This is a genomic window from Lacinutrix sp. MEBiC02595 (assembly GCF_053601555.1).
In genome coordinates, this window is the sequence record NZ_JBSHNU010000184.1 from 176,163 (window position 1) to 201,010 (window position 24,848).

Sequence of the window (24,848 nt, forward strand, 5' to 3'; positions counted from 1 at the left end):
TTTATGGCAGACATTATTCAACTTTTACCCGATCATGTTGCAAACCAGATTGCAGCTGGTGAGGTAGTACAACGACCAGCTTCGGTAGTAAAAGAATTATTAGAAAATGCTATTGATGCGCAAGCTACAAGCATAAAGCTAATAGTAAAAGAGGCTGGAAAAACCTTAATTCAAGTAATAGATGATGGTAAGGGAATGAGCACAACAGATGCTCGTTTGAGTTTTGAGCGTCATGCAACTTCTAAAATTAGAACAGCAGATGATCTTTTTAAACTAAATACCAAAGGTTTTCGTGGCGAAGCTTTAGCAAGTATTGCCGCAATTGCTCATGTAGAATTAAAAACCAAACAAGAGGACCAAGAAGTTGGTACTAGTATTATTATAGCGGGTAGCGAAATTGAAGAACAAGAAGTAGTTGTAACTCCTAAAGGAACTTCTATTGCGGTTAAAAACTTGTTTTTTAATATTCCTGCAAGACGAAATTTTTTAAAATCGAATACCGTAGAATTACGACATATTATTGATGAATTTCATCGGGTTACTTTAGCGCATCCTAATATTACATTCGCAATGTATCATAATGGATCTGAAGTGTTTCAGCTTCCAGAAAGTAATTATAGACAACGAATTGTAAATTTATTTGGTACTAAAACTAATGAGAAATTAGTTCCTGTAGAAGAAGATACAGAAGTATTGAAGATTTCAGGATTTGTTGGTAAACCAGAATATGCAAAAAAATCTAGAGGAGAACAGTTCTTTTTTGTGAACGATAGATTTATAAAAAGTGCTTATTTAAATCATGCAATAGGCTCGGCCTTTGAAGGTTTGTTAAAAGATGGCGCACATGCAAGCTACTTTTTAAACTTGCAAGTAAATCCGCAAACCATAGATATCAATATACATCCTACAAAAACCGAAATTAAGTTTGATGATGAGCATACTTTATATGCCATTTTGCGCTCTGCGGTGAAACATAGTTTGGGACAATTTAATATTGCTCCTGTTTTAGATTTTGATCGGGATGCTAATTTAGATACACCGTATGGTTTTAAAAATAAAGGAGGAAGTACACCAACCATAGAGGTAGATCGTAGTTTTAATCCTTTTCAAGAAGAAAGAAATCCAGTAGCAAAACAGCAAGTTTCATATAAAAAAGAAGTTGCCGGAAGCTGGGAAGGTTTATATGTTGGTTTAGAATCTAAAAGTACCAAAACACAACAAGATTTTAGCGAAGTGCATTTTGAAAGTGATGAGCAAACTGCTTCTATGTTTACTAATGAAAACGAAGTGGAGCAGCAACAATCTACCTACCAATTAAATAATAAATATATTATTAGTAAGGTAAAGTCTGGAATGCTACTTATCGATCAGCATCGAGCACACCAACGTGTTTTATACGAAGATTTCCTTAAAAACTTGACCGTAAAGGAAGCGATGAGTCAGCAATTGCTGTTTCCGTTGCAATTGCATTTTTCATCGCAAGAAATTGCTATTATTAATCAAGTTAAAGAAGATTTAGAACATACCGGATTTATGTTTGCTTCCATAAATGAAGATAGCTTAGAAATTACAGGAGTCCCGGTAAGTGTTCCAGAGAGTGAGGTTTCTATCATTTTAGAGCAGCTTATTAGCGATGTGGAAAATGAAGTGCCAGATAGTAATTTTAGCGCCACAGATTTATTGGCAAAATCCATGTCTAAAAGTTTGGCCATTAAAACCGGGCAAAGCTTAAGCCTGCAAGAACAAGAGCATTTGGTAAATAAGCTTTTTGCTTGTAAAGAACCTAATGTTTCGGCAATGAATAGACCAACTTTTGTAACCATGACGATGGATGAGTTGGATAGAAAATTTTTATAGAATAATAAGTTTCCCTTTTTTCAAGGGAATAGAAATAAGTTTAATTAAAACAGATTTCCTCTAGAGTTTATCTGGAGCCAAGTCGAAAGATGCTAAATTAATATGAATAGAATAACAGATACAGTAAAACATCTAATTATCATAAACGTTCTTATGTTTATTGGTACTTTATTTATTGGTGGCGGACAGTTGTTTTACGAATGGTTTGCGCTATATTTTCCTAAGAATGATGCGTTTCAACCTTGGCAAATAATTACCCACATGTTTATGCATGGTGGAGCAGATTTACAGAATTTTAGCTTAATGCATTTAGGTTTTAATATGTTTGCTTTATGGATGTTTGGTTCTCCAGTGGAACAGGTTTTAGGTAGTAAGAAATTTTTATTTGTCTATATATCCGCAGGGTTAGGAGCAGTATTGTTTCAGTTGGGGTATTATTATTTCAGCTATATTCCTTTATACAATGAATTAATAAGCTCTGGATTGACAAACGATCAATTGGTGCACATGTTTACTTCTAACGAAATTATTTCAGGAATTACAGATGTCCAATTAATAAATTTAAAAGAAGCTTACCCAATTTATAATGCATCTATGGTTGGTGCATCTGGTTGTATTATGGGAATTCTAGCTGCATTTGGTATGATGAATCCAGAAGCAAAACTGATGATGATCTTTTTACCAATTCCTATAAAAGCGAAATATTTTATTCCTGGAATTATTTTATTAGATGTGATCTCTGCAATTTCAGGGCAATCCTTTTTTAGTCCGAGTAATACAGCATACATGGCACATGTTGGTGGTGCAATTACCGGATTTTTAATCATGTGGTATTGGAAAAAAAATCAGTTTAATCAAAACCGTTGGGATTAATGACAAATCTAAATCAAGATATAAAACAAAAACTGACGCAGCTTAATGTGTTTGAAAAGCTTATTGCTGTTAATGTTCTTGTTTTTATACTAGCACAAATTTTAAGGTTTGTTTTAAAGACAGGATCTAGTATGTCCTGGTTCGAGCTGCCTAGCGACTTTTTTGATTTTCTAAAACAACCTTGGAGTATTATTACTTATGCCTTTGTGCATTATGATTTTATTCACATGTTATTTAATATGCTTTGGCTGTATTTTATTGGTAAAATGTTTATCAACTTATTTAATACTAAACTTGCTTTAAATGTGTACTTTCTTGGTGCTATTTCTGGTGCTTTACTATTTTTATTAGCCTATGCATTACTACCAAACGTTTTTAGTTCTGGACATCGATTAGTTGGTGCTTCTGGAGCCGTTAGAGCTTTACTTATTTTTATGTGCGCATATATGCCTAATATGGATTTGCGCGTTTTTACCTTTAATATTAAACTGAAACACGTTGGTATTGCTATTGTAGTTCTAGATTTTGTTGGTCTTTTTGGAGGAAATGCAGGAGGGAACCTTGCTCATTTTGGAGGAACGATACTTGGTTATTTTTATGCTACGCAATTAACTAAAGGGAAAGATATTGGTAAAGGCTTTGAAGGTTTTATGAATGGCTTTACAAATCTGTTTAAAAAGAATCCATCGACACTTAAAACCGTGCATAAAAGGAAAAGCAAAGTTGCTGGTTATACTAAAGATGAATTTAAAGAGTTTAACAACCAAAAGCAAATAGATGTTATTCTAGATAAAATAAGTAAAAGTGGTTATGATAGTTTAACCAAAGAAGAGAAGGAATTATTGTTTCGAGCCGGGAAGTAGTTCCACGCAGTGTTCAGTAAGCAGTTTACAGTAATAATAAAAATAGCTTTTGAACTTTTAATTATCACATGAAAAAATTAAACTTTATAAATAAAATAGTATTCTTCTTCAACTCTGTTGCAGCTACTCTTTTATTGCTTTCTTATGTGTTGCCTTTTGTTGCTCCAAAAAACTTCGCCATTTTATCGGTTCTAAGTTTAGGGGTTCCGCTTTTGATTATAGTAAACGTTTTGTTTTTTCTATATTGGTTGTTAAAAGTAAAAAAACAGTTCTTTTTATCTTTTTTAGTTTTAGTAATTGGCTATTTGTCATTTGGTTCTTTGTATAAATTTGGAAATAAAAAGGAAGTGGATAAAAAAAATAGCCTAGCAGTTATGAATTATAATGTGCGGCTTTTTAATTTATACGATTGGATTGAAGAAGATAGTACAGATCTAAAACTGATTGACTTTATTAAAGAAAAAAAGCCGGATGTAGTTAGTTTTCAGGAATATCATCCACATGAAAATATAGATTTATCTTTTTTTAAGTATAAATTTGAAAAACTTACTGGGAATAAAATTAAATTCGGACAAGCAATTTTTTCGCAATACCCAATTATAAATTCTGGTTCTGTAGCGTTTCCTAATACTTCTAATAATGCCATTTTTGTGGATATTGTGAAGCAAAAAGATACCATTCGAATCTATAATGTACACTTACAATCTTTAAAAATAGATACTAAAGTGGAAGCTATTTCTCAAGAGAATTCGGAACGTTTAGTAAAACGTATTGGTAAATCTTTTATAATGCAGCAAACACAAACCGAATTGTTTTTAAAGCACAAAAAGGAATGTAGGTATAAAGTAGTGGTTAGTGGCGATTTTAATAATACTGCATTTTCTTATGTGTATAAGGAAATGAAAGAAGGTTTAAAAGATGCTTTTAAAGTTGCAGGAAATGGTTTTGGTAGAACCTATGATTTTAAATTCTTTCCTACGCGAATAGATTTTATTTTAGTGGATGATGCATTTGTTGTAGATACTTTTAAAACCTATGATGTGCATTATTCCGATCATTTTCCGGTGATGGCTAGATTGTCTTTGTTAGAATAATTAGCAGTATTCCAAAGAAATTACATAAAGGCACAATCTGTATAATCTGCAAGTATATGAATACACAAGCCAAGTCCAACTAATCTTGTTTTCTTCGGAATTAATAATAACACATAAAGTACCATTGCGTAATACGTATGTAACGGATGAAAATTAATACTGCATCTATTTGCTTCAAAAATAGGAGTTGCTAGTAAATGATCTAAATCGATAAGTATTCCAGCAGCCATTATTAGATATGCTACTTTCCAATTACTTCTAAAAAAGAGTAGTGCAACTAATAGAGGCAAGCCAAAGTGAATACCATAATGTAAAAAAGATTGTAACATTATAGCTGTTTAAATTGGTTTTCTAAATAGCTTAAAGTATTCGGGCCTTCATTAAAGAGTACGTCTAAAATGCTTAAATTACCAATAAAACCATGCTTTTCTCTAAATACTTGGGTATATGGTTCAAAGTTGAAATTTGGTTCTTTTCTAGAGTTTGCTAAATATCTAAAGTCTGTTTTGTCGGTGGTTTCTTTTTGAAAATTTTCGGTTTCCGAAGTATTTAGATCTAATTGTATGCAATCCAAAATCGTTTCAAAACATTTTAAATTAAAGTCTAAAAGATTTTCAGCTTGTTCTGTAAATAGAGGTAGAAGCTCATCTTCATAGAATTCAAAAAAAGGAGAAGTTTTGTAAGCAGATTCTAAAGACTTCCAATGAAGTATTTGCCATTTTTCTGTATTATGAATTTTTATGTCACTATACTTTTGTCTTTCCTTTTGTGAATATATTACCGGGACACTTAACTGTAATTTGCCATTTGCTGCATAAATAAAAGTTCTATTTCTATAGGTTTGCTTTTGGTAATTGTCATGCACCTCAAAGGTTACTTCACCCGCTTTTAACATGGCAGCAAAGTGTGCTATGTTTGGGAAGTATGTTGGATGTATTAGTATATTCATTTGTAGCTGCTGTCCTTCCGAACTGAATTCCGAATCTATTCAATTAAATTCTTTATTTCTAATTGGTTTCGAATCCGGTTCGGGGTGATAAAAACATATTAACTATTCGCTTCTTTTCTTTTTTTCCATTTACCGTAACCATACCAACCAAGTAGTAAAATTAAAAACGGAATTAAATAAGAAACGCGTTCTCCGCTACCACCAACAGTGGTAAATAAACGTTCCCAACGGATTTTGTTCTTTATACCTTGACCATCAGAATCCCAACTAAACCATATAAAAACAGGTTTACCTACCACGTGATCAAAAGGTACAAATCCCCAAGTTCTAGAATCTTGAGAATCATGTCTGTTGTCTCCCATTAACCAATAATAATCTTGCTTAAATGTGTAGTTAGTTGCAAGGGCATCATTAATAAAAATTTGATTTCCTTTTACTTGTAATGTATTGTTTTCGTATTCGGTAATAATACGTTTGTAAATTGGTAAAACGTTTAAGTTTAAGTCTACCGTTTTTCCTTTTTCAGGGATATATAGATTTCCAAAATAATCGTTATTCCAGTTATAGTTAGGGTCATGAGGGAAAATACCAGGATTTCGTTTTCCTTCTTCTTCTTTTAAAGGAATAATTTGATCTACTTTCGGGTTGTTTTTAAACTTCTCTAAATCTCCTTTATAAATTCCCATAAATTTATAAACATCTTGATCTACTTTACCAACTCTATTTGGATTCATACCATATCTATCATGAAGATATTGCAAGTTAAAGTCTTGATTGTTTTTCGTTTTTACTAAATACGAAAACTGCAATTTCGCTCGGTCTGGTAATTCATTTTGTTTTCCGTTTATAAATACATAACCATCACGAACAGATAAAGAATCTCCTGGTAAACCAACACAACGTTTTACGTAATTTGTTTTCTTGTCAATGGGTTTGTGGTAGTTTCTGTCTGGATGAGCAACAGACATACTATAGGAAGTATCTATTGGCCAGTTAAAGACCACAATATCATTACGCTTTATCTTTTGTAATCCTGGAATTCGCATATACGGTAAAGACAGTTTGTTGATCCAAGAAGTGTTTTTGTTTTCTAATTTGTCATCATATAAATACGATTTCTTTTTTATAAAAGGAATCGTGTCATGAACCATTGGTGCGGCAATAGTAGACATTGGTACTCTTGCTCCGTAATGAAACTTACTTACAAATAAAAAGTCGCCAACTAACAAAGATTTCTCTAAAGAGGAAGTCGGAATTGTATACGGTTGCATGACATAAGTGTGCACAATAGTTGCAGCTACAATGGCAAATAATATAGAACTTACCCAATCACCAGATCCGGATTTAGGTTGTAAACTTCTATCTTTCACATAGGTTACGTCGGCAGCATAGTTTAAATAGTAATTGTAAAAACCTAAAGTAATAATAGCTAAAAAAGTATCTAAATGCTGATTTTTACCAAAGCTTCTAGCGGTTTCTACCCAAATTACAGGAAATAGGATAAGATTAACAATTGGCAAAAATAGAAAAATGGTATAGTACCAAGGTCTGTTAATAATTTTCATTAAAACCACAGCATTGTAAACAGGAACAAATGCTTCCCAAGCTTGTCTTCCTGCTTTTACATAAAGTTTCCAAGTTCCTAATCCGTGAATTACTTGAATACTAACGAAAAAGATAAATAATTGCGTAAATGTCATAATTTGTATACTAATAATTGCCTTCCAGCAATTGTTTTATTATTGTTAGTGATGTAAACGTTTTATACGTTACAAATACATTGCTAGTTAACTAATGTTTAACACATCTTTCATAGTAAAAACACCTGTTTTTCCATGAATCCATTCGGCAGCTACAACAGCGCCAAGTGCAAAACCTTGTCTGCTATGTGCTGTGTGTGAGATATCGATAGTGTCTACATTGCTTTTATAGGCAATGCTATGCGTTCCAGGAACGTCTTCTATTCTTTTAGCCGTAATTGGCAAAGCAGCTTCCGTTTCTGGGGCTAAGCTCCAAGAGGTGTAGCTATCGTGTTCTTTTATAATAGCATCTGCAAGGGTAATAGCTGTTCCACTTGGTGCATCTAGTTTTTGTGTGTGATGAATTTCTTCCATAGATACTTTATAATCTTTTAAAGTATTCATCATTTTGGCTAAGTAACTATTCAGTTCAAAAAAAATATTTACTCCTAAACTGAAATTAGAAGCATAAATAAATGCTCCTTTTTTTTCTTCGCATAAAGTAACAGCTTTGTCGTAATCTTCCAACCAGCCTGTAGTTCCAGAAATAACAGGGACATTTTTATTCAAACAATTAGAAATGTTTTTGAAAGCTGCAGAAGGTATACTAAAATCTATAGCAACATCTGCATCTGTAATATCATAATGGTCATCCATTGCTTTTGTAACAATTTTGTGACCACGTTGTAGCGCTATTTGCTCAATGGTTTTTCCCATTTTTCCGTAGCCAAGAAGTGCAATATTCATCAAAAATAAATTTTTTTGTTTCCGAGACATCGAAAACCTTATTAATAGCTATTTCAATTTAAAATTTAAAATTAATAGAGAGACCTAAATCTCCGGTATTATCAAATTCGTTAATTTTATAATGTGGCATAAAGGTTAGATTTTCATCTACATTAAATTGCAGTAAATGCGCATCTACATTAGCCCAAACAATATTTAATATATAGACACCAGCTGTAACTAAAAGGGATAACTCTTTGTTTCTACGAAGTGATTTTTGTGCTTCTTCTAAACCATCATCGGTAATAGAACCATAAAATTCATCGTCTGTATAACCCGCTAATCTACGTTTGTAGGCATCGCGATATCGATTATATTCGTTATGGTTGTCTAAATAGAAATATACTCCCGCACCAAGTCCGGCATAAATAACAGGAACTTTCCAATATTGTTTAAGATGTATATGTCCTAAACCCGGTAAAACTGCAGAGTAGAAGGCAGCGCGAGCAGGTGTTAAAGGATCTATGGGTTCTCTGGTACTAATTTCACCATCTATAATAATACCTTCTTTAGCTAGTTGTTTTTCTTCTTTTTTTAGCTCTTTTTCTTGTGCTAAAGCCGAAAAACTAAAACAAATACTACATATTATTAATAGGACAATTTTATTTTTCACTTTGTACTAACTTTTTAATTCTATTAAAATCTTCTTCGGAATGAAAAGGAATTGTAATTCTCCCTTTACCATTACTAGAAACTTTAACGTCTATTTTATGACCAAAGTATTCTGAAAAATCTTTCATGCCTTTTTTAACAAACTTTGGCAATTCTTCTTTTACTTTAGGTGGTACACTTACTTCTTGCGTAGCATTATACGTTCTTACTAAGGTTTCTGTATCTCTAACAGATAGCTTGTTCTCTAGTATTTTTTCGTAAATATCTAACTGAATAGATTGGTCTTCAATATTAATAATTGCACGACCATGACCCATGGAAATAAAACCATCTCGCATTCCTGTTTGAATAATAGGATCTAGTTTTAACAAACGTAAATAGTTTGCAATAGTAGAACGTTTTTTACCAACACGCTCGCTCATTTGCTCTTGTGTTAATTGAATTTCGTCAATTAAACGTTGGTAGGATAATGCAATTTCTATAGGGTCTAAATCTTGGCGTTGAATGTTTTCCACCAAAGCCATTTCTAAGCTTTCCTGGTCATTTGCAATACGAATGTATGCTGGAACAGAAGGTAAACCTATAAGTTTACTTGCACGAAAACGACGCTCTCCAGAAACTAATTGGTATTTGTTAAATGCTAATTTTCTAACCGTTATTGGTTGTATAACACCTAATTCTCTAATAGAAGAAGCTAATTCTCGAAGGGATTCTTCATTAAAATTAGTTCGTGGTTGAAACGGATTCATTTCAATTAAATCCAATTCTAATTCTACAATATTACCAATTACTTTATCGGCATTTTTGTCTTCTGCATTATTTATATCGTTGCTAGGATCTTTTAAAAGAGCTGAAAGCCCTCTGCCTAAAGCTTGTTTCTTGGTTGCCTTCGCCATAATCTAGGAGTTTTTTGTAATAACTTCTTTTGCCAAACTTAAATAATTACTTGCACCTTTACTAGAAGCATCATAATTAATTATGCTTTCACCATAACTTGGTGCTTCGCTTAAGCGTACGTTACGTTGTATAATGGTTTTAAAAACCATATCGTTAAAATGCTTTTGTACTTCTTCTACCACTTGATTGGATAAGCGTAAACGCGAATCGTACATGGTAAGTAGTAAGCCTTCTATATCTAATTCCGGATTGTGAATTTTTTGAACACTTTTAATCGTGTTTAATAATTTACCTAAACCTTCTAACGCAAAATATTCGCATTGAATAGGAATAATCACCGCGTCTGCTGCTGTTAAAGCATTTAAGGTTAATAAACCTAAAGAAGGAGCACAGTCAATCAAGATAAAATCATAATCATCTTTTACTTCTTCCAATGCTTTTTTAAGCATGTATTCACGTGCTTCTTTATCTACCAATTCAATCTCAATAGCTACTAAATCTATATGGGAAGGAATAATATCTAAATTAGGAGTATCTGTTTTAACAATGGCTTGTTTCGCAGTATTTGTATGCTCTAAAAGTTGGTAGGTGCCAATTTCTACTTCTTCTACATTAATACCCAAACCAGATGTTGCATTGGCTTGAGGATCTGCATCAATTAAAAGTACTTTTTTTTCAAGTACACCAAGCGAAGCAGCTAAGTTTATTGAAGTTGTAGTTTTGCCAACACCACCTTTTTGATTAGCAATTGCTATAATTTTACCCATTAATTTCATTTGATTTAAGGAACAACCAAAAATACGATTATTTATGGGTTTATAAAATGGAAGTTGTTAACAGTTGGTTAAAAGAAATTATTAATTTATAAATGCAGTATACATATACGTTTTTGGAAGCCTTAATATTTCCTTTTTTTTAGGATTGCGAAAGATTAATCTTACGTATAATTACTTTTTTATGGTGACGTGCGTAAAATATAGTAGCTGATTTACAGGAGTTTAAGTGCTTTTGTTCTATCTTTAATATCTATTAATCAACTTCTTAATTATGAAAAAAAATAATATTATTTTTCAAAAGTCCCTACCTGTAATCCTACTATTCGTATTTTCTTTAACGGTACAATCGCAAATTAAAAAGACGGCAAGTGTGGAAGGTATTTCAGAATATATGCTAGACAATGGTTTAAAAGTACTCTTGTTTCCAGATAATTCGGCACAAACTATAACGGTAAATATTACGTACAAAGTTGGTTCTCGTCATGAAGGCTATGGAGAAAAAGGAATGGCGCATTTATTAGAGCATATGGTGTTTAAGGGCACCCCAAACCATCCAAATATCCCGGAAGAATTAACTTCACATGGTGCACGACCAAATGGAACTACTTGGTACGATCGTACCAATTATTTTGAAACGTTTAATGCTAATGAAGATAATCTAGATTGGGCTTTAGATCTGGAGTCGGATAGGATGTTAAATTCATTTATAGCAGAAAAGGATCTTCAATCTGAATTTTCGGTGGTTAGAAATGAATTTGAAATGGGAGAAAATTCGCCATCCAATGTGCTTCTAGATAAAGTAGTTAGTGCGGCGTATTTATGGCATAATTACGGACAATCAACCATAGGGAATCGTTCGGATATTGAACGTGTGCCTATTGAAAATTTAAAAGCATTTTATAAAAAATATTATCGTCCAGACAATGCCGTTTTAATGGTAACAGGAAAGTTTGAAGAAGCAGACATGTTAACTAAAGTAGTAAAAAAGTTTGGCGTACTTAAAAATCCAGGCGGTCCTTTAAAAGACACCCCAACTATTGAGCCAGCGCAAGATGGAGAAAAAAGAGTGACGCTTAGTCGTGTCGGCGATTTACAAATTGTATCTGCGCTATATCATATTCCTGCAGGATCTCATGAAGACGCAGCGGCGCTAGCAGTTGCAGAGTTAATACTTACCGATGCTCCTTCTGGTAGATTATATAAGGCATTGGTGAATGAAAAAAAAGCATCTAGCATTTGGTCTTTTGCGCCTTTTACAAAAGAACCTGGCTTTATGTATATAAATGTGGATGTGCCTTCTGATAAATCCTTAACGGCAGCAGAATCTACATTTTTGTCTGTTTTAGATAATTTAGGAACTACTCCAGTAACCGAAGAAGAAGTTAATCGTGGAAAAGCAAAATTTTTAAAGGAAGCGGATGCTATTTTTAGAAATTCTTCCCGATTAGGAACTTTTATGAGTGAATTTATTGGGGCAGGAGATTGGCGTTTAGCATTTATCTTTCGGGATCGTGTAGAAAGCATGACAGCAGAGAAAGTGAATGCTGCAATACAACGCTATTTAATTAAAACCAATAGAACGGTTGGTGTTTTTATTCCAGAGAAAAAACCAATGCGGGTGGAAATAGAACATACGGAAGGTATTGCCGCTTTGGTAACTAATTATAAAGGAAAAGAAGGAATGGGAGCAGGAGATGCTTTTGATGTTTCTTTTACAAATATTCAAAACACATTAAACTCGGGAACTTTAAGCAAAAGCCCAATAGAATATGGTTTTATAAAAAAGAATAATCGAGGTAAAACAGTAACCGTTTCCTTTACTAGTAGAACAGGAAATGTCGATGCACTAATGAATAAAGGTCTTGCGGCAAGTTATACCGCAAAAATGTTAAACAAAGGAACGAAAAGTAAATCGAGACAAGATATTGAAGATAAATTAAGTGCGATTAAATCTTCGGTTAGTTTTAGTGGATCTAATGGTAAGATAACGGTAAATGTTAACAGTACCGAAGAACATCTTACCCAAGCTTTGTCCTTAATGGCAGATATGCTTAAGAATCCGTTGTTTGACGCTACGGAATTGGATAAGCTAAAAACGGAAGCTTTGGCAGGTCTTGAACAAAACAAAACAGACCCTCAGTTTTTAGCAATTAGAGAAATGGGATTATTAAATCAGCGCTATAAAAAAGGGCATCCATTTTATAATATGTCTATAGATGAAGAGATTAGTGCAATTAATGCTATTACACCAAAAGAGCTTCAAGCGTATTATGATGCGTTTTATGGGATTTCAAATAGTGCCAATTTAGTTGCCATTGGAAATATAGATGAAGAAGCATTAAAAGGTTATTTTGAAAAGGAGTTTGGAAACTTTAAATCGGATTTAGCGTACACAGCAATTAGTGATGCTTTTGAGGAGAATAATGCGGTAAATAAAAAAATAAAAACACCAGATAAAAAGAATGCTATTTCTTTCGGGATATTGCCAATAGCGACTAGTAAATATGATCCAGATTATGCAGCACTTCAAATGGCTGGTGAAATTTTAGGAGGTGGTTTTATAAGTTCTAGAATAGCAAATCGTTTACGCCAACAAGATGGCGTAAGTTATGGTGCTGGAGGAAGAGTAAATGTAGATGATGATAAAAACGATAACAATTCTGCAGCTATGGTTTATGCTATTTATGCGCCAGAAAATGCAGCAAAAGTACAACTTGGCTTTACGGAAGAAATTGCACGTTTTATTAAAGATGGTGTTACCAAAGAAGAGCTAAAAACCGCTGTGGATGGTTGGATTCAAGAACAAAGTGTTTCTAGAGCAAAAGATGATGAGCTGTCCAGAGTTATTAATGATAATATGTATTTTGATCGGGATTTAAATTTTCAAAAAAATATTGAAGCGCAAGTAAGTAGTCTTACGGTGGAAGATGTAAACAAAGCTATTAAAAAACATTTTAAAACTTTTGAAGCATGGACTGTTGTAAATGCAGGAGATTTTGAAAATTTTGAAATTACCAAAGAAGTTAAAAAAGTAGATTAATTTAAGACGCTTTAATACCATAAAACTAGCCAACCAAAACAATTTGGGTTGGCTAGTTTTTATTTTAGCTATCCTCTTAAACCCATAAAATACCCGCAGTCTTTTTATTCAATTGCGCATATAATAAATCCAAGAATAATTTTCGATACATTATTAATTGAATTTCATCTATTAAGTACTCGTGTTGTTATCGAAAATTAGTTATCCATTTAAATATTCATTTCGTTTAAACTTAATTCCTTTTCTAATCAAATATGCGTGGTAAGCACTTGGTATGTCGTGCGTCCATTTTGGTAAAATTAGAGTTATTAAAATTCGATCGATATGTGAAATCAATCCCATAATTATAGCTAAAGTAAATGGGATTCCTGCGTGATTAAATCCTATTAAAGAAGTAAAAGCAATTAATAATGTGATACCCCAAATTTTCGAGAGAAAGGCGTGCGTGCAAGTTTCTTTCTTAAATTTTATTAGACTTATTGCATAACAAGCTATTTCCATTCCAAGAATTGTCCATATAAAAATGGCATTCTCAGAAATCAGTTTTGGATATAGTATCCAAGTTGCGAATCCAATAGACAGCCAAAAGATCATATCCGTTTGACTATCCATACGGCGTAATTTCTCTGAAGATATATTTTGCTTTCTTGCAATTATGCCGTCTAATATATCAGAGATTAGTCCTAAATACATCAATACAACAATGGTTGTTTTGGAATCTTCTCCAATGAAATAGGCTAAAGCCAAAATAATAGGGGCTAATAATAGTCGAAATAGTATTAATGAAATTGGTATGCTCATTTTTGATTTTATTAATGTATTTGCTTGTTTAGCCAACCAATTTAGTAAACTAAAACGAAGCGGTTAAAAAACGCAAAGAATTTTCCAAGAAGGCGTGAACCCAATAATTAAAGCTACTCCTTGTTACAGGTGTTTTTTATAATTCTTTAGATCTTCCTTATGGATTCTGTAATTACATCTATTCTTGTTCGAAAATAACGTTTCTTTCCGTGTTTTTCTTATATGTGTTCTTAGGAATAACGACTCTGTTCGCAGCGGCACAGTAGTTTTTACTATTTGGATTTAGAATATAGTCGAGTTGATATGCAATCATTTTTTCAAAAGGAATAAGAAAATCTTTCGTTTCGCATTGTTCTAAATCACCTTTCTTAAGTAAATTTAAGACGGTATATACAGACTCAATAGTACTAAGACAAAGAGATTCTGGCTGTTGTTTGATAATAAATTTGGATTCGATTGTATTATCAAAACTCACTCTATTCAATGTTTGCAAATTTGTACTTAGTTTAAGTATTTTGCGCGCACAAGGCCAAGTGCCATCGATAAGGAAGATATGTGGATTAGTGCCCATAAAAGAATTTATTTCTGAACTGTTTCTAATCGATAGGTTGAAATTATCTTTTCCAGGATAAAGTAAAAAAGAGGAATTTTTTTCTTGATTCAATATTTCATTTACACGCTTATTATTGGTGAAATCTACGCCGACTATAATTTCTGAATTTTCAAGTTGTAGCTTCGTCATATGCCCAGTTCCGTTTTTTTCTTTTTTGTACTCCTTTGGGTGCATAAGAATAATAAAACGAGTCTTCGTTTGGAAAGGATTAATGTGTTTGCATATACATGTGCTGGAAGGTCTCATGCATTTGTAACATTCTATTCTTGGGCTTTTGATTTCTACTTGCAAGGGGATCTTTTGTTTTTCTAAGTGGCTATACCTTTTTGGTATTGCTGATTTTAATTCTATTTTCAATTTCACTAGCATAATAAATTAAAGTCAATTCATTCTTTTCGTTCTTTTCCATTTCCCAATGAAATGACTTTATTCCAGTTTCAATACTTTTAATTTTGTTTTTTAATCGGTCATAATAAATCAAGTCATTATTGGCTTTCGTGCGAACGCCACTTTTAATCGGATTTGAATTCCACTTTTGCAAATAAACGCCGTTTTCTGTTCTATAAAACCAATCTCCGAAGAATTGTTTTTCAAATACATTTTTTGGTTCCGTTTTTAGGTGCAGGTAAGCAGGTCCAAATCGTATTTCACCAGCGTATTTGCTCCATATTTTTGAGTCCGGAAAAGAAGTCATAATCGACCAATCTTTTAATGCATCCGACCAAATATGATTATAGGAATCAAATTCCACATTTTTATTATTTTGCTTCCGTTGTAATAAAAGAAGAAGGACTAAAATTCCAATCACTATGTATCCTATTGTTACTGTCTCCATTATTAATATAAACGTATTCGTATGTGGTTTTTTGCGTGTTAAAAACTCTAATTTAATGAATAAAAACGGAATAGGAAATCTCCAAATGTTTTCCGATAAGGCGAGAACCTATTAATTAAAAATACACGATGTTATGTCGCGTTGTTTTTTTGAAGTTGTAATTCTATTAGATATTTCTCTGTGTATTTTTCTCCAAAATTGTCAATAGTAATTGCGAAAGTGAAATGTAAAATTAGTGCTGTAAATATTCCAAAAAGTACAGAATTTTTGCTTAAAAATGACATTACCAGAATAAGTATAACTATCAAAATGCCATAGGTTAATTTGAGCCAAAAGAAGGATTGCATTGCTTTTTCCATTGCTATAGTTTCTGTTTTTAGAAAATCCGTTTTATTCTTTTCATAAATCGAAATCTTGTCATCAATTTTCTGTTGGTATTTTAGATATATCGGAAACATTACAGCCATTTCTAAAATACCAATTACAATCATAGTTGTAGCAAAACTTTTATGATTGGAAAAAATTAAAAAAAGTAAACCAACGATTACCGAAACAACACCGATTATTCCGGTGAAAAGGTATAATGTTTTTTCGCTTTTCAAAAAATCGGCTACTAATTCCATAATTACAGGTTTGTTTTTCAATACTATGCTTTTACTATTTGCTCTGCTTTCAGTTTATATTCCAAATATAAAGTTTTGTTCATTTCATACATATCAATAAATCCACCAACTTCAATCATTTCTAATAATATAAGGTTGCATTTTTGAATTCGTGGAAATTTTTCACCGTTGTCGATGCAATCTATATCATAATGACCTTTTGCGTGTAAAACTATACTTCCGTTTTGAATGTGTTGATATATATAATTGAAGCTTAATGTAGCTTTTTTATCATCAATTAGCTTAATTGTCATTTCAAATGGTCGGTGCGAATGTCCCCATTCTTTATTAAGTGTATTAAAACTGTTTTCAAATGCTTCTACGCCAACTAGATTTCCACTAGGACTCAACCATTCAAAATCATTTTTGTAAAGTAGTTCACTAACCAAAGAGAAATCTGTATTCTTGCTTTCATACAATGAAAAGAAGCGATGCATCATTGCCTTAATTCTATAAATTCGCTGTTGTTCTAAAGTATCCATCTATTTTGTTTTTATTTATAAGCAAAGGAAACTTTTTTTTAAGTTAACGGACTTGTCATTTGGCAATTAATGCTAAACTCTTGAAATTGATTTTCGTATTCTACTCAAAGAAAACGGTGTTATTGCTAGAAATGAAGCAATATGATGTAATGGCACTCTTTGCAATATAGTTGGATAGGTTTTTAAAAAATTCAAGTAAGAAGCCTTTGCGTGAAGATTAAGTAAACTTCTTTGGAAATGAATTTTCTCATTCTGGTATTGTATTAAAAAATAAACCCCAAGATGCTCTTGAAAACGGAATAACCGAACAATTTGTTTCTGCTTGCATGGATCCGGAACTCACAGAGAATTTTAAAAAAAAAAGCAAGTTATGTTGCAAACAAAATCATTTTCTTTCCTAAAGTATGATGTTACTTCATTTTCTTTATTATTCATAAAGCAAAAACGAAACACGTCATTTATTAGAAATGCTATTTGGTCACATTTATCTCTACTTTCAAGAAAAAATCCGGAAGCTTTATAATTTTTACTTTAGTGTGATTAATTATTAGCTGCGTATTTTCTTTAGATAACTTGATGTAATTATTCAGATGTTGGATTAGGTCATTTTTTATATTAATCAGCGAATTTCTTTAATGTGGCATAACGTGCTATTACATCACTTTTAAGAATTCTATCCCGCAAATAGATTCGAGTATCCTTCGTTTGGTGTTGCTGTTGCCCCGAAAATATGATTTTTTAAACGAAGCTATTGTTAGTCAATCAGTATTTCTAATATCTTAATAGCGGCTTCACTAATTTTTGTTCCAGGACCAAATACGGCAACAGCGCCAGCATCAAATAAATATTGGTAGTCCTGCTTAGGTATTACACCACCAACAATAACCATAATATCTTCGCGACCATATTTTTTAAGTTCCTCAATTACTTGAGGGACTAACGTTTTGTGTCCTGCAGCTAAAGAGGAAACACCAAGAATGTGTACGTCATTTTCTACTGCTTGCTTAGCAGCTTCGTGTGGGGTTTGAAAAAGTGGACCGATATCTACATCAAAACCAACATCTGCATAACCAGTTGCTACTACTTTTGCGCCACGGTCATGACCATCTTGTCCCATTTTTGCAATCATAATTCTTGGACGTCGTCCATCTTGTTCCGCAAATTTGTCGGCCAGTTCTTTCGCCTTTGCAAAAGATTTATCGTCTTTTATTTCTTTACTATACACACCAGAAAATGATTTTATTTGTGCTTTATAACGTCCGAATTCTACTTCTAAAGCATCACTAATTTCGCCTAAAGTAGCTCTTTCTCGAGCTGCAATTACTGCTAAAGCTAATAAATTCTCTTGACCTGTTTTAGCCGCTTGTGTTAAATTTGCTAAAGCTTGGTTTACTTTTTCGGTATTTCTTTCGGCTTTAATTTTATTTAAACCTTCAATTTGTTGTAAACGTACCGTTTGATTATCGACTTCTAAAGTAGCAATAGCATCTTCTTCGTCTAAAACATATTTGTTTACACCAACAATAATATCTTGACTAGAATCTATTCGTGCTTGCTTACGTGCCGCAGCTTCTTCAATTCTAATTTTCGGAATCCCAGCTTCAATAGCTTTCGTCATTCCTCCAAGTTCTTCAACCTCTTCAATTAAAGTCCATGCTTTTTGAGCAATATCATGCGTTAGTTTTTCTACGTAATAACTTCCTGCCCAAGGATCCACCGTTTTTGTAATATTGGTTTCTTCTTGTAGAAATATTTGTGTATTTCTTGCAATACGTGCCGAAAAATCTGTGGGTAGCGCAATAGCTTCGTCTAAAGCATTGGTATGTAAAGATTGCGTGCCGCCAAATGCAGCAGCTGCAGCTTCAATAGTTGTTCTTGCAACGTTGTTAAAAGGGTCTTGCTCTGTTAAACTCCAACCAGAAGTTTGACAATGCGTGCGTAAAGCAAGTGATTTTGTGTTCTTCGGATTAAATTGTTTTACCAATTTAGCCCAAAGCATTCTGGCAGCTCGCATTTTAGCAATTTCCATAAAATGGTTCATACCAATTGCCCAAAAGAAAGAAAGTCTAGGAGCAAAAGTATCAATATCCATTCCTGCGTCTAATCCTTTTCTAATATATTCTAAACCATCTGCAAGTGTATATGCTAATTCAATATCACAAGTGGCCCCAGCTTCTTGCATGTGGTATCCAGAAATACTAATGCTATTAAATTTTGGCATGTGCTTACTCGTGTATTGAAAAATATCTGAAATAATTTTCATGGATGGTGTAGGAGGATAGATGTAGGTATTACGTACCATAAATTCCTTTAAAATATCATTCTGAATCGTTCCTGCAAGCAATGCTGGTGATACACCTTGTTCTTCTGCAGCAACAATATAAAATGCCATAATTGGTAAAACAGCACCATTCATGGTCATAGAAACCGACATTTTATCCAAAGGAATCTGGTCGAACAGCACCTTCATATCTTCTACAGAATCGATTGCTACTCCAGCTTTACCAACGTCTCCAACCACACGTTCGTGATCAGAATCGTAACCCCGATGAGTTGCTAAATCGAAAGCAACAGAAAGTCCTTTTTGTCCAGCTTCTAAATTACGTCTGTAAAAGGCATTACTTTCTTCTGCGGTCGAAAATCCGGCATATTGCCTAATCGTCCAAGGTCTTCTAACATACATGGTAGAATAAGGTCCACGAAGATTTGGTGCAAGTCCTGCTACAAAACCTATATGTTCTACATCTTGTAAATCTGCTTTATTGTAATTCGATTTTACAGTAATGTCTTCCGCCGTTTTAAAAAGGCTATTCGCTGCAGTCTTTTGACTTTTAGCTTCCGGATTTAAAGTAATATGTTGGATGTTTTTTCGCATTATTCTACAGTGATTTTTTCAATGAATGGGTTGAAATTTTGATCTGTTTCTGAGTAAATATTTATGGAAAATGTTTTATGCTTTGAACTAATTAAATATATGTTATTATACATTAAATAATCTTTATTGTTTGAAATTTTATATACAGCTTTAAAAACTTTAGTTACATAGTTTTCAGAATATGCCGCGGTTATTTTTTCACAATTGGTTTTAAGAAGTTCTGCATAGTCGTTACAAGATTTTGAAAGTATTCCTAATAATTGAGAAGACTCTTTTCTAGCAAATGGTATATACTTCATCATTTTTACATTAATAAGAGTAGAGGAGGCTATATCCTTAAAAAAGTAATTATTGCCTTTAGAAAACTTTAAAAAATTGAAGCGTTTCTTCTCTAGTTCTTTTTCATCGGAATCTTCTAAGGCATCAATTAATGTTTCGTAATCATTTTCAGAATATTCCTGAAAATAAACAGGAAGGAATATTTTAATATTGTCTTTTTTAAGATCAAAATAGGAGCCAGGAAGTGAACTTCTTTGTAATTGACTTTCCGTTTTTTGTTGACAGGAAAACATAAACAAAGTAATAATTAGAGTAATTATTTTAAATGCTTTTATGTTTACTGGTTTCATCATTAAATCTTTACTGCTTTGCTGGACGCTTATTAAAATCTACTTTAGAATTATTTGAGTTTTGTATGATATTAGGTTTCGCTGTGTCTCTTTTAGTAGCTTTAAGTCTGTTAAAATCTACATTTGTGAAATCTGCTTTTAATATTTCGACATAAAAATACTCTAAGGCAACATAAATAGATAAATATTTATCAACATGTACTTTATGTGTTTTAGACTGTAAAGCTGGATTAAATAATTTTTTGGACAAACTATTGGTTGTTAATAAAGCATTAAACGTAGTTTTTATATCCTCTTTTTTCATGTTTTCTCCAATACAGTGCATTAAAGAGTTTTTATAATTTACTCCTTTTTCACTTATAAAACCAGCTTCTTTTAATGCGTTAGCTATTGCTACCGAATGTTTAGAAGCAAAAAGAGTAGGGTCTATCTTTTTGTTTGTAGCTCGTTTTGTGAAAGTATTGTAAGCAAGAGTTTTGTTTTGTTTTAATAGATCGTAAAAAGGAGTCATATCTTTTTCAAAAGAATATAAAGCTTCATTTAATAATTTGTTATCTGTGTTCTCGCAATTTATTACTGGCGTTTCTTCTGCAAACTGATAATCTGAAAAAGAAGAGCTTTCTTTTTTGCAGCTTGAAAAGTTAAAAATTAAGATTACTATTAAAAGTTTAATACTACTGTTTCTCATGTGTTTATATTTAATATTTTTAATTGGTCACATGTGACATCCTTTTAGTCATTTCATTATAGCATAAAGTATGCGTTAAGGATGTTTCATGATTTAATAAATTTATTTTTCGGTTTTTAATCTTTCTTGTTCTATTTTCTCAGCCAAACGTCTTTCAATAATGGGCTGTATTAAGGTTTTTCTAATATTTGTTTTTACAAAAGGAAAGAGTTCTAATTCGTCTTTCATGGTATCGTTTTTATTAGGATGTTTATTGGTTCCTAATAAAACGATTTCTCCAGCATCAAACTGTTCTTGTTCTTTGGTAGCACTTTCTTTTATTTTTCTTTGAATAGTGCCTTCTTTTAATTGGCTTAAAAAACCACCTTTTGCTTCAATATCTTTCAATAATTCTAAAGCCTTTTCTGCTAGTTGATTCGTTAAGCTTTCAATATAATAAGAACCTTCGGAAGCATTTTCTACCACGTCAAAATAGCTTTCCCTTTTTAAAACTAATAGTTGGTTTCGTGCAATACGTTCGCCAAATTCATTGTCTTTATGGTAAATAGCATCATAGGCTAAGTTACAAATAGTATTTGCTTCACCAAGAATAGCACTCATACATTCGGTAGTGGTACGAAGCATGTTTGTGTTATAATCGTAAATCGTTTTGTTGCGTTTTGTAGGGGTTGCAACAATATGACAAACGGCTTCTAGGTTATATTCTTTAACTAAGCTGTTACATAATAAGCGTAAAGCACGTAGTTTGGCGATTTCGAAAAAGTAGTTTGTGCTAACAGAAACATGGTAAGTGATTTGAAGCGGTTGCTTTGTGGTACTTGCAATAACATTTAAATATTCATTGGTTTGTGCCATGGCATATCCCAATTGCTGCACCATAGTTGCTCCAGCATTTTGGTATAAAGAAACATCTATAGAGAAGGAGTTGGTGTTTTTTACAATAGCTTCAAAATGTTGATGGTCATCTTTTAAGTTTGTAAACCAATTTCCGGTTTTGGCAAGGTTCCCAATAATGTCGTTGTAAATGTGAAAGTTGCCTTTGTTAGCGTTCTTTGGACTGCGTTGTAGGAGATAGTTGTTGAGTTCTTTTACGAATTCGGAATCTAAAAATTGTAATTCAAAATATAAGGTGGTTTCTAAATTTATATTTTGGAGTAAATCGTTTATAGAAACCTCTTTATTAGGAATGATAAACAGAATACTTTCTGCACCACGTTCTAAAATATCAATAGCTTTTTTGTTACTTAATGCTATATCATAAACAAAAATAGATTGGCCAATAGACCAATCTTTTGGGCCGGTAATACTCTTAAAAGGCGCTTTAAATTCATCGGCATGATAAAATGGTTTTACATCAATACCTTCATTGGTTTTCCAAATTAAGGTATCATTATAATCTGCTCCTTTTAGGTCTACTTGTATTTTTTGTTTCCATTCTTTTGAAGAAACTTTGTCAAAATCATTAAATAATTTTTTAGTCATCCTTCTCTGTTTTTAAGCTGTCTTCGTATTCAATAATATAAATCTCTTCGTTATCACGCTTCATATAATATTCTTCGCGTGCAAATTTTTCTAGTCCTTCGTCAGTACTTAGCTTTTTAAGTCCTTTATTGTCTTTTTCAATTTCCTTAATATAGAACTCTTTTTCGTCTTCTAGGTCGTTAAGGTCATTATTTAATTCGTTGTGAATGAGTAAGGAATTGGCATCAAAAAACAGCATCCAAATAGCGAATATGGAAAAAATAATAAGGAATATGTTTTTAAAATACTTTAGCATTAACTTATTCTTTCGTTTATAATAGTTCTAACTATATCTACAGCAACGGTATTGTATTTATTGTTTGGTATAATAATATCTGCATACTCTTTCATTGGTTCAATAAATTGTTGATGCATTGGTTTTAATGTATTTTGATAACGCGTTAGCACTTCGTCTATATTTCTGCCGCGTTCTGCAATATCCCGTTTTAGTCTGCGTATTAAACGCTCATCGCTATCTGCATGTACAAATATTTTAATATCAAACATATCCCGTAATTCCCGATTGGTAAGTATTAAAATACCTTCTACAATCATTACTTTTCTTGGCATGGTATGAATAGTGTCCCCAGTTCTGTTATGCTTTACAAAAGAATAAACAGGTTGATCTATTGGATTTCCGTTTTTTAATTCTTTTAAATGTTCTGCTATTAAATCAAAATCGATACTTCTAGGATGGTCGAAATTAATTTTTGTTCTTTCGTTTAACGAAAGGTGAGATGTGTCTTTATAATAATGATCTTGTGAGATTACACCAACTTCTCCTTCTGGTAATTCGTTAAGTATTTGGTCTACAACGGTTGTTTTACCACAACCAGTTCCACCAGCAATTCCTATAATAAGCATGAATATTTATTTTGATTTGATAGGCAAATTTAAGATTATTTCTTCGGAATTATTTTAACTATTCCAACATTTTCTATTCCTGCATAAATATAACCGTCTGGGCCTTGACGAACACTACGTAATCTGCCAATACCATCTAGTAATTTTTCTTCAAAAACAACCTTGTTATTTTTAAGTACACATCGGTCTAAATACTGAAATTTTAAAGAACCAACCAAAAGGTTTCCTTTCCAGTTTGGGTAGATGTCACTTGTTATAAATGTCATGCCGCTTGGTGCTATGGAAGGATCCCAATAGTGAAGTGGTTGTTCCATTCCTGGTAAACTGGTTTTATCTGTGATTTTTGTGCCATGGTAATTAATTCCATAGGTGATTTTTGGCCAACCGTAATTTTTCCCAGCTTTAATAATATTAATCTCATCGCCACCACGCGGACCATGTTCATGCGTCCAAATTTCTCCCGTAATAGGATGTTTAGCCATACCTTGCGGATTTCTATGTCCGTAAGAGTAAATCGCTTTTTTTGCATTTGGAATATCTACAAAAGGATTGTCTGTAGGAATAGAGCCATCATCCATTAAACGATATACTTTTCCGCCATCGCGAGTAATGTCTTGCGGATTAATATCTCTTTTGCCACGTTCTCCAATCGAGAAATATAAGTAGTTGTCATTGTCAAATTCTATTCTAGAACCAAAGTGTTCCCCAGCAGTTGTGTTTGGTAAGGCTTTATAAAGTACTTCTTTATTTACAAGTTTGTTTCCTTCTAGTTTTGCTCTCATAATGGAGGTATGTGCACCTTCATTTTCATCATTAGACGATGCGTAAGAAATATATAACCATCCGTTTTCTTTGTAATTAGGATGTAGCTCTATATCCATTAAGCCACCTTGCCCAAGAAGCACTATTTCGGGCAGATTAGAAATGACTATTTTCTTGTTTTCTTTAAAAAGAATCATTTTCCCAGATTTCTCGTTGATTAAAATAGAACCATCCGGAATAAAAACAAATCCCCAGGGATTTTGTAATTCCGGAACAATTACTTCGTAAGTATGTGCCGTGTTTATTGGGTTTTTATCTTGTGCGCAAGAATTAAAACTAAGTGAAATTAACGTTAATAAAAGGAGAAAAGGATGCTTCATAATTAAAAATATAAAAAGTATTTACAATTTACATCTTTTTATAGTTTGTTTTTCAAGAAAAGGTATATATTTGCAATCCTTAAATGATAAAACATTTTCGGGGTGTAGCGTAGCCCGGTTATCGCGCCACGTTTGGGACGTGGAGGCCGCAGGTTCGAATCCTGCCACCCCGACTACTAAAGCTTCAGCATATGCTGGAGCTTTTTTTATTTCTACACGTTTATATTTAATCGCTATGTCCTAAAAAAAA

At 32.6% G+C, this 24,848-nt stretch carries 24 protein-coding genes and 1 tRNA gene; 6 read left to right on the forward strand and 19 right to left on the reverse strand.

The genetic code is table 11. The annotated features are described in order from the left end of the window. Positions 1-3 precede the first annotated feature (3 nt). The 4 genes from mutL to ACVCZW_RS05425 all read left to right on the forward strand — a co-directional run bounded on the left by mutL (position 4) and on the right by ACVCZW_RS05425 (position 4,687). Entirely contained in the window at positions 4-1,857 is a 1,854-nt protein-coding gene (gene mutL / locus ACVCZW_RS05410) for a DNA mismatch repair endonuclease MutL (protein WP_452228826.1), read from the forward strand. Positions 1,858-1,959: 102 nt separating this feature from the next. After that, positions 1,960-2,730, forward strand: a complete 771-nt coding sequence (locus ACVCZW_RS05415) for a rhomboid family intramembrane serine protease (RefSeq protein ID WP_452228825.1) — start codon at positions 1,960-1,962, stop codon at positions 2,728-2,730. Then, complete coding sequence (locus ACVCZW_RS05420; protein WP_452228824.1) at positions 2,730-3,593, forward strand: rhomboid family intramembrane serine protease; 864 nt, start codon at positions 2,730-2,732, stop codon at positions 3,591-3,593. Before ACVCZW_RS05415 ends, ACVCZW_RS05420 begins: the two co-directional genes overlap by 1 nt. Positions 3,594-3,661: 68 nt before the next feature. After that, positions 3,662-4,687 (forward strand): endonuclease/exonuclease/phosphatase family protein, encoded by a 1,026-nt coding sequence (locus ACVCZW_RS05425; RefSeq protein ID WP_452231853.1) that lies wholly within the window; start codon positions 3,662-3,664, stop codon positions 4,685-4,687. A 20-nt stretch (positions 4,688-4,707) separates the two neighbouring features. On the opposite strand, the gene ACVCZW_RS05430 is transcribed toward ACVCZW_RS05425, so the two are convergent. The 7 genes from ACVCZW_RS05430 to ACVCZW_RS05460 all read right to left on the reverse strand — a co-directional run bounded on the left by ACVCZW_RS05430 (position 4,708) and on the right by ACVCZW_RS05460 (position 10,437). Then, the gene (locus tag ACVCZW_RS05430) at positions 4,708-5,016 is read right to left on the reverse strand and encodes a DUF6122 family protein (RefSeq protein ID WP_452228822.1); all 309 of its coding nucleotides are present in this window, start codon (positions 5,014-5,016) and stop codon (positions 4,708-4,710) included. Then, positions 5,016-5,636 (reverse strand): WbqC family protein, encoded by a 621-nt coding sequence (locus ACVCZW_RS05435; RefSeq protein ID WP_452231854.1) that lies wholly within the window; start codon positions 5,634-5,636, stop codon positions 5,016-5,018. The genes ACVCZW_RS05430 and ACVCZW_RS05435 overlap by 1 nt, the downstream gene beginning before the upstream one ends. A 98-nt stretch (positions 5,637-5,734) precedes the next feature. Then, positions 5,735-7,336, reverse strand: a complete 1,602-nt coding sequence (lepB, locus tag ACVCZW_RS05440; protein ID WP_452228820.1) for a signal peptidase I — start codon at positions 7,334-7,336, stop codon at positions 5,735-5,737. Positions 7,337-7,423: 87 nt separating this feature from the next. Next, a complete protein-coding gene (gene dapB / locus ACVCZW_RS05445) occupies positions 7,424-8,122 on the reverse strand; it encodes a 4-hydroxy-tetrahydrodipicolinate reductase (RefSeq protein ID WP_452228819.1) in 699 nt (232 codons plus the stop codon). 58 nt (positions 8,123-8,180) lie between these two features. Beyond that, positions 8,181-8,774 carry a DUF5683 domain-containing protein gene (locus ACVCZW_RS05450; protein ID WP_452228818.1) on the reverse strand — a complete coding sequence of 198 codons (594 nt, stop codon included), beginning with the start codon at positions 8,772-8,774 and terminating at the stop codon, positions 8,181-8,183. Beyond that, entirely contained in the window at positions 8,764-9,669 is a 906-nt protein-coding gene (locus ACVCZW_RS05455; protein WP_452228817.1) for a ParB/RepB/Spo0J family partition protein, read from the reverse strand. Before ACVCZW_RS05455 ends, ACVCZW_RS05450 begins: the two co-directional genes overlap by 11 nt. A gap of 3 nt (positions 9,670-9,672) precedes the next feature. After that, positions 9,673-10,437, reverse strand: coding sequence for a ParA family protein (locus ACVCZW_RS05460; RefSeq protein ID WP_452228816.1), 765 nt, complete (start codon positions 10,435-10,437; stop codon positions 9,673-9,675). 280 nt (positions 10,438-10,717) lie between these two features. Here ACVCZW_RS05460 and ACVCZW_RS05465 point away from each other — a divergent pair, with 280 nt between their 5' ends. Next, complete coding sequence (locus ACVCZW_RS05465; protein WP_452228815.1) at positions 10,718-13,486, forward strand: M16 family metallopeptidase; 2,769 nt, start codon at positions 10,718-10,720, stop codon at positions 13,484-13,486. 201 nt (positions 13,487-13,687) lie between these two features. Here ACVCZW_RS05465 and ACVCZW_RS05470 read toward each other — a convergent pair whose 3' ends face one another. The 12 genes from ACVCZW_RS05470 to ACVCZW_RS05525 all read right to left on the reverse strand — a co-directional run bounded on the left by ACVCZW_RS05470 (position 13,688) and on the right by ACVCZW_RS05525 (position 24,598). Continuing rightward, positions 13,688-14,287, reverse strand: a complete 600-nt coding sequence (locus ACVCZW_RS05470; protein ID WP_452231855.1) for a CDP-alcohol phosphatidyltransferase family protein — start codon at positions 14,285-14,287, stop codon at positions 13,688-13,690. 178 nt (positions 14,288-14,465) lie between these two features. Next, positions 14,466-15,257 carry a tRNA-uridine aminocarboxypropyltransferase gene (locus tag ACVCZW_RS05475; RefSeq protein WP_452231856.1) on the reverse strand — a complete coding sequence of 264 codons (792 nt, stop codon included), beginning with the start codon at positions 15,255-15,257 and terminating at the stop codon, positions 14,466-14,468. After that, positions 15,217-15,735: a hypothetical protein gene (locus ACVCZW_RS05480; RefSeq protein WP_452231857.1), complete on the reverse strand. Its 519-nt coding sequence runs from the start codon at positions 15,733-15,735 to the stop codon at positions 15,217-15,219. Before ACVCZW_RS05480 ends, ACVCZW_RS05475 begins: the two co-directional genes overlap by 41 nt. A 131-nt stretch (positions 15,736-15,866) precedes the next feature. After that, on the reverse strand, positions 15,867-16,379 hold the full coding sequence (locus tag ACVCZW_RS05485) for a hypothetical protein (protein WP_452231858.1): 513 nt from the start codon (positions 16,377-16,379) through the stop codon (positions 15,867-15,869). A gap of 2 nt (positions 16,380-16,381) precedes the next feature. Beyond that, a complete protein-coding gene (locus ACVCZW_RS05490; protein ID WP_452231859.1) occupies positions 16,382-16,879 on the reverse strand; it encodes a hypothetical protein in 498 nt (165 codons plus the stop codon). Positions 16,880-17,633: 754 nt separating this feature from the next. Continuing rightward, positions 17,634-19,757 (reverse strand): methylmalonyl-CoA mutase, encoded by a 2,124-nt coding sequence (gene scpA, locus ACVCZW_RS05495; RefSeq protein WP_452231891.1) that lies wholly within the window; start codon positions 19,755-19,757, stop codon positions 17,634-17,636. Further along, the gene (locus ACVCZW_RS05500; RefSeq protein WP_452228809.1) at positions 19,754-20,386 is read right to left on the reverse strand and encodes a hypothetical protein; all 633 of its coding nucleotides are present in this window, start codon (positions 20,384-20,386) and stop codon (positions 19,754-19,756) included. Before ACVCZW_RS05500 ends, scpA begins: the two co-directional genes overlap by 4 nt. Before the next feature lie 7 nt (positions 20,387-20,393). Further along, positions 20,394-21,071: a hypothetical protein gene (locus ACVCZW_RS05505; protein WP_452228808.1), complete on the reverse strand. Its 678-nt coding sequence runs from the start codon at positions 21,069-21,071 to the stop codon at positions 20,394-20,396. A 102-nt stretch (positions 21,072-21,173) separates the two neighbouring features. Then, on the reverse strand, positions 21,174-22,553 hold the full coding sequence (locus tag ACVCZW_RS05510; RefSeq protein ID WP_452231860.1) for a methylmalonyl-CoA mutase subunit beta: 1,380 nt from the start codon (positions 22,551-22,553) through the stop codon (positions 21,174-21,176). Next, positions 22,546-22,848 (reverse strand): FtsB family cell division protein, encoded by a 303-nt coding sequence (locus ACVCZW_RS05515; protein WP_452228806.1) that lies wholly within the window; start codon positions 22,846-22,848, stop codon positions 22,546-22,548. Before ACVCZW_RS05515 ends, ACVCZW_RS05510 begins: the two co-directional genes overlap by 8 nt. Beyond that, on the reverse strand, positions 22,848-23,456 hold the full coding sequence (gene udk / locus ACVCZW_RS05520) for a uridine kinase (RefSeq protein ID WP_452228805.1): 609 nt from the start codon (positions 23,454-23,456) through the stop codon (positions 22,848-22,850). The genes ACVCZW_RS05515 and udk overlap by 1 nt, the downstream gene beginning before the upstream one ends. Before the next feature lie 35 nt (positions 23,457-23,491). After that, positions 23,492-24,598: a PQQ-dependent sugar dehydrogenase gene (locus tag ACVCZW_RS05525; protein WP_452231861.1), complete on the reverse strand. Its 1,107-nt coding sequence runs from the start codon at positions 24,596-24,598 to the stop codon at positions 23,492-23,494. Between the two features lie 98 nt (positions 24,599-24,696). On the opposite strand from ACVCZW_RS05525, the gene ACVCZW_RS05530 reads away from it, so the two are divergent. After that, positions 24,697-24,771, forward strand: a tRNA-Pro gene (locus tag ACVCZW_RS05530). Positions 24,772-24,848 lie beyond the last annotated feature (77 nt).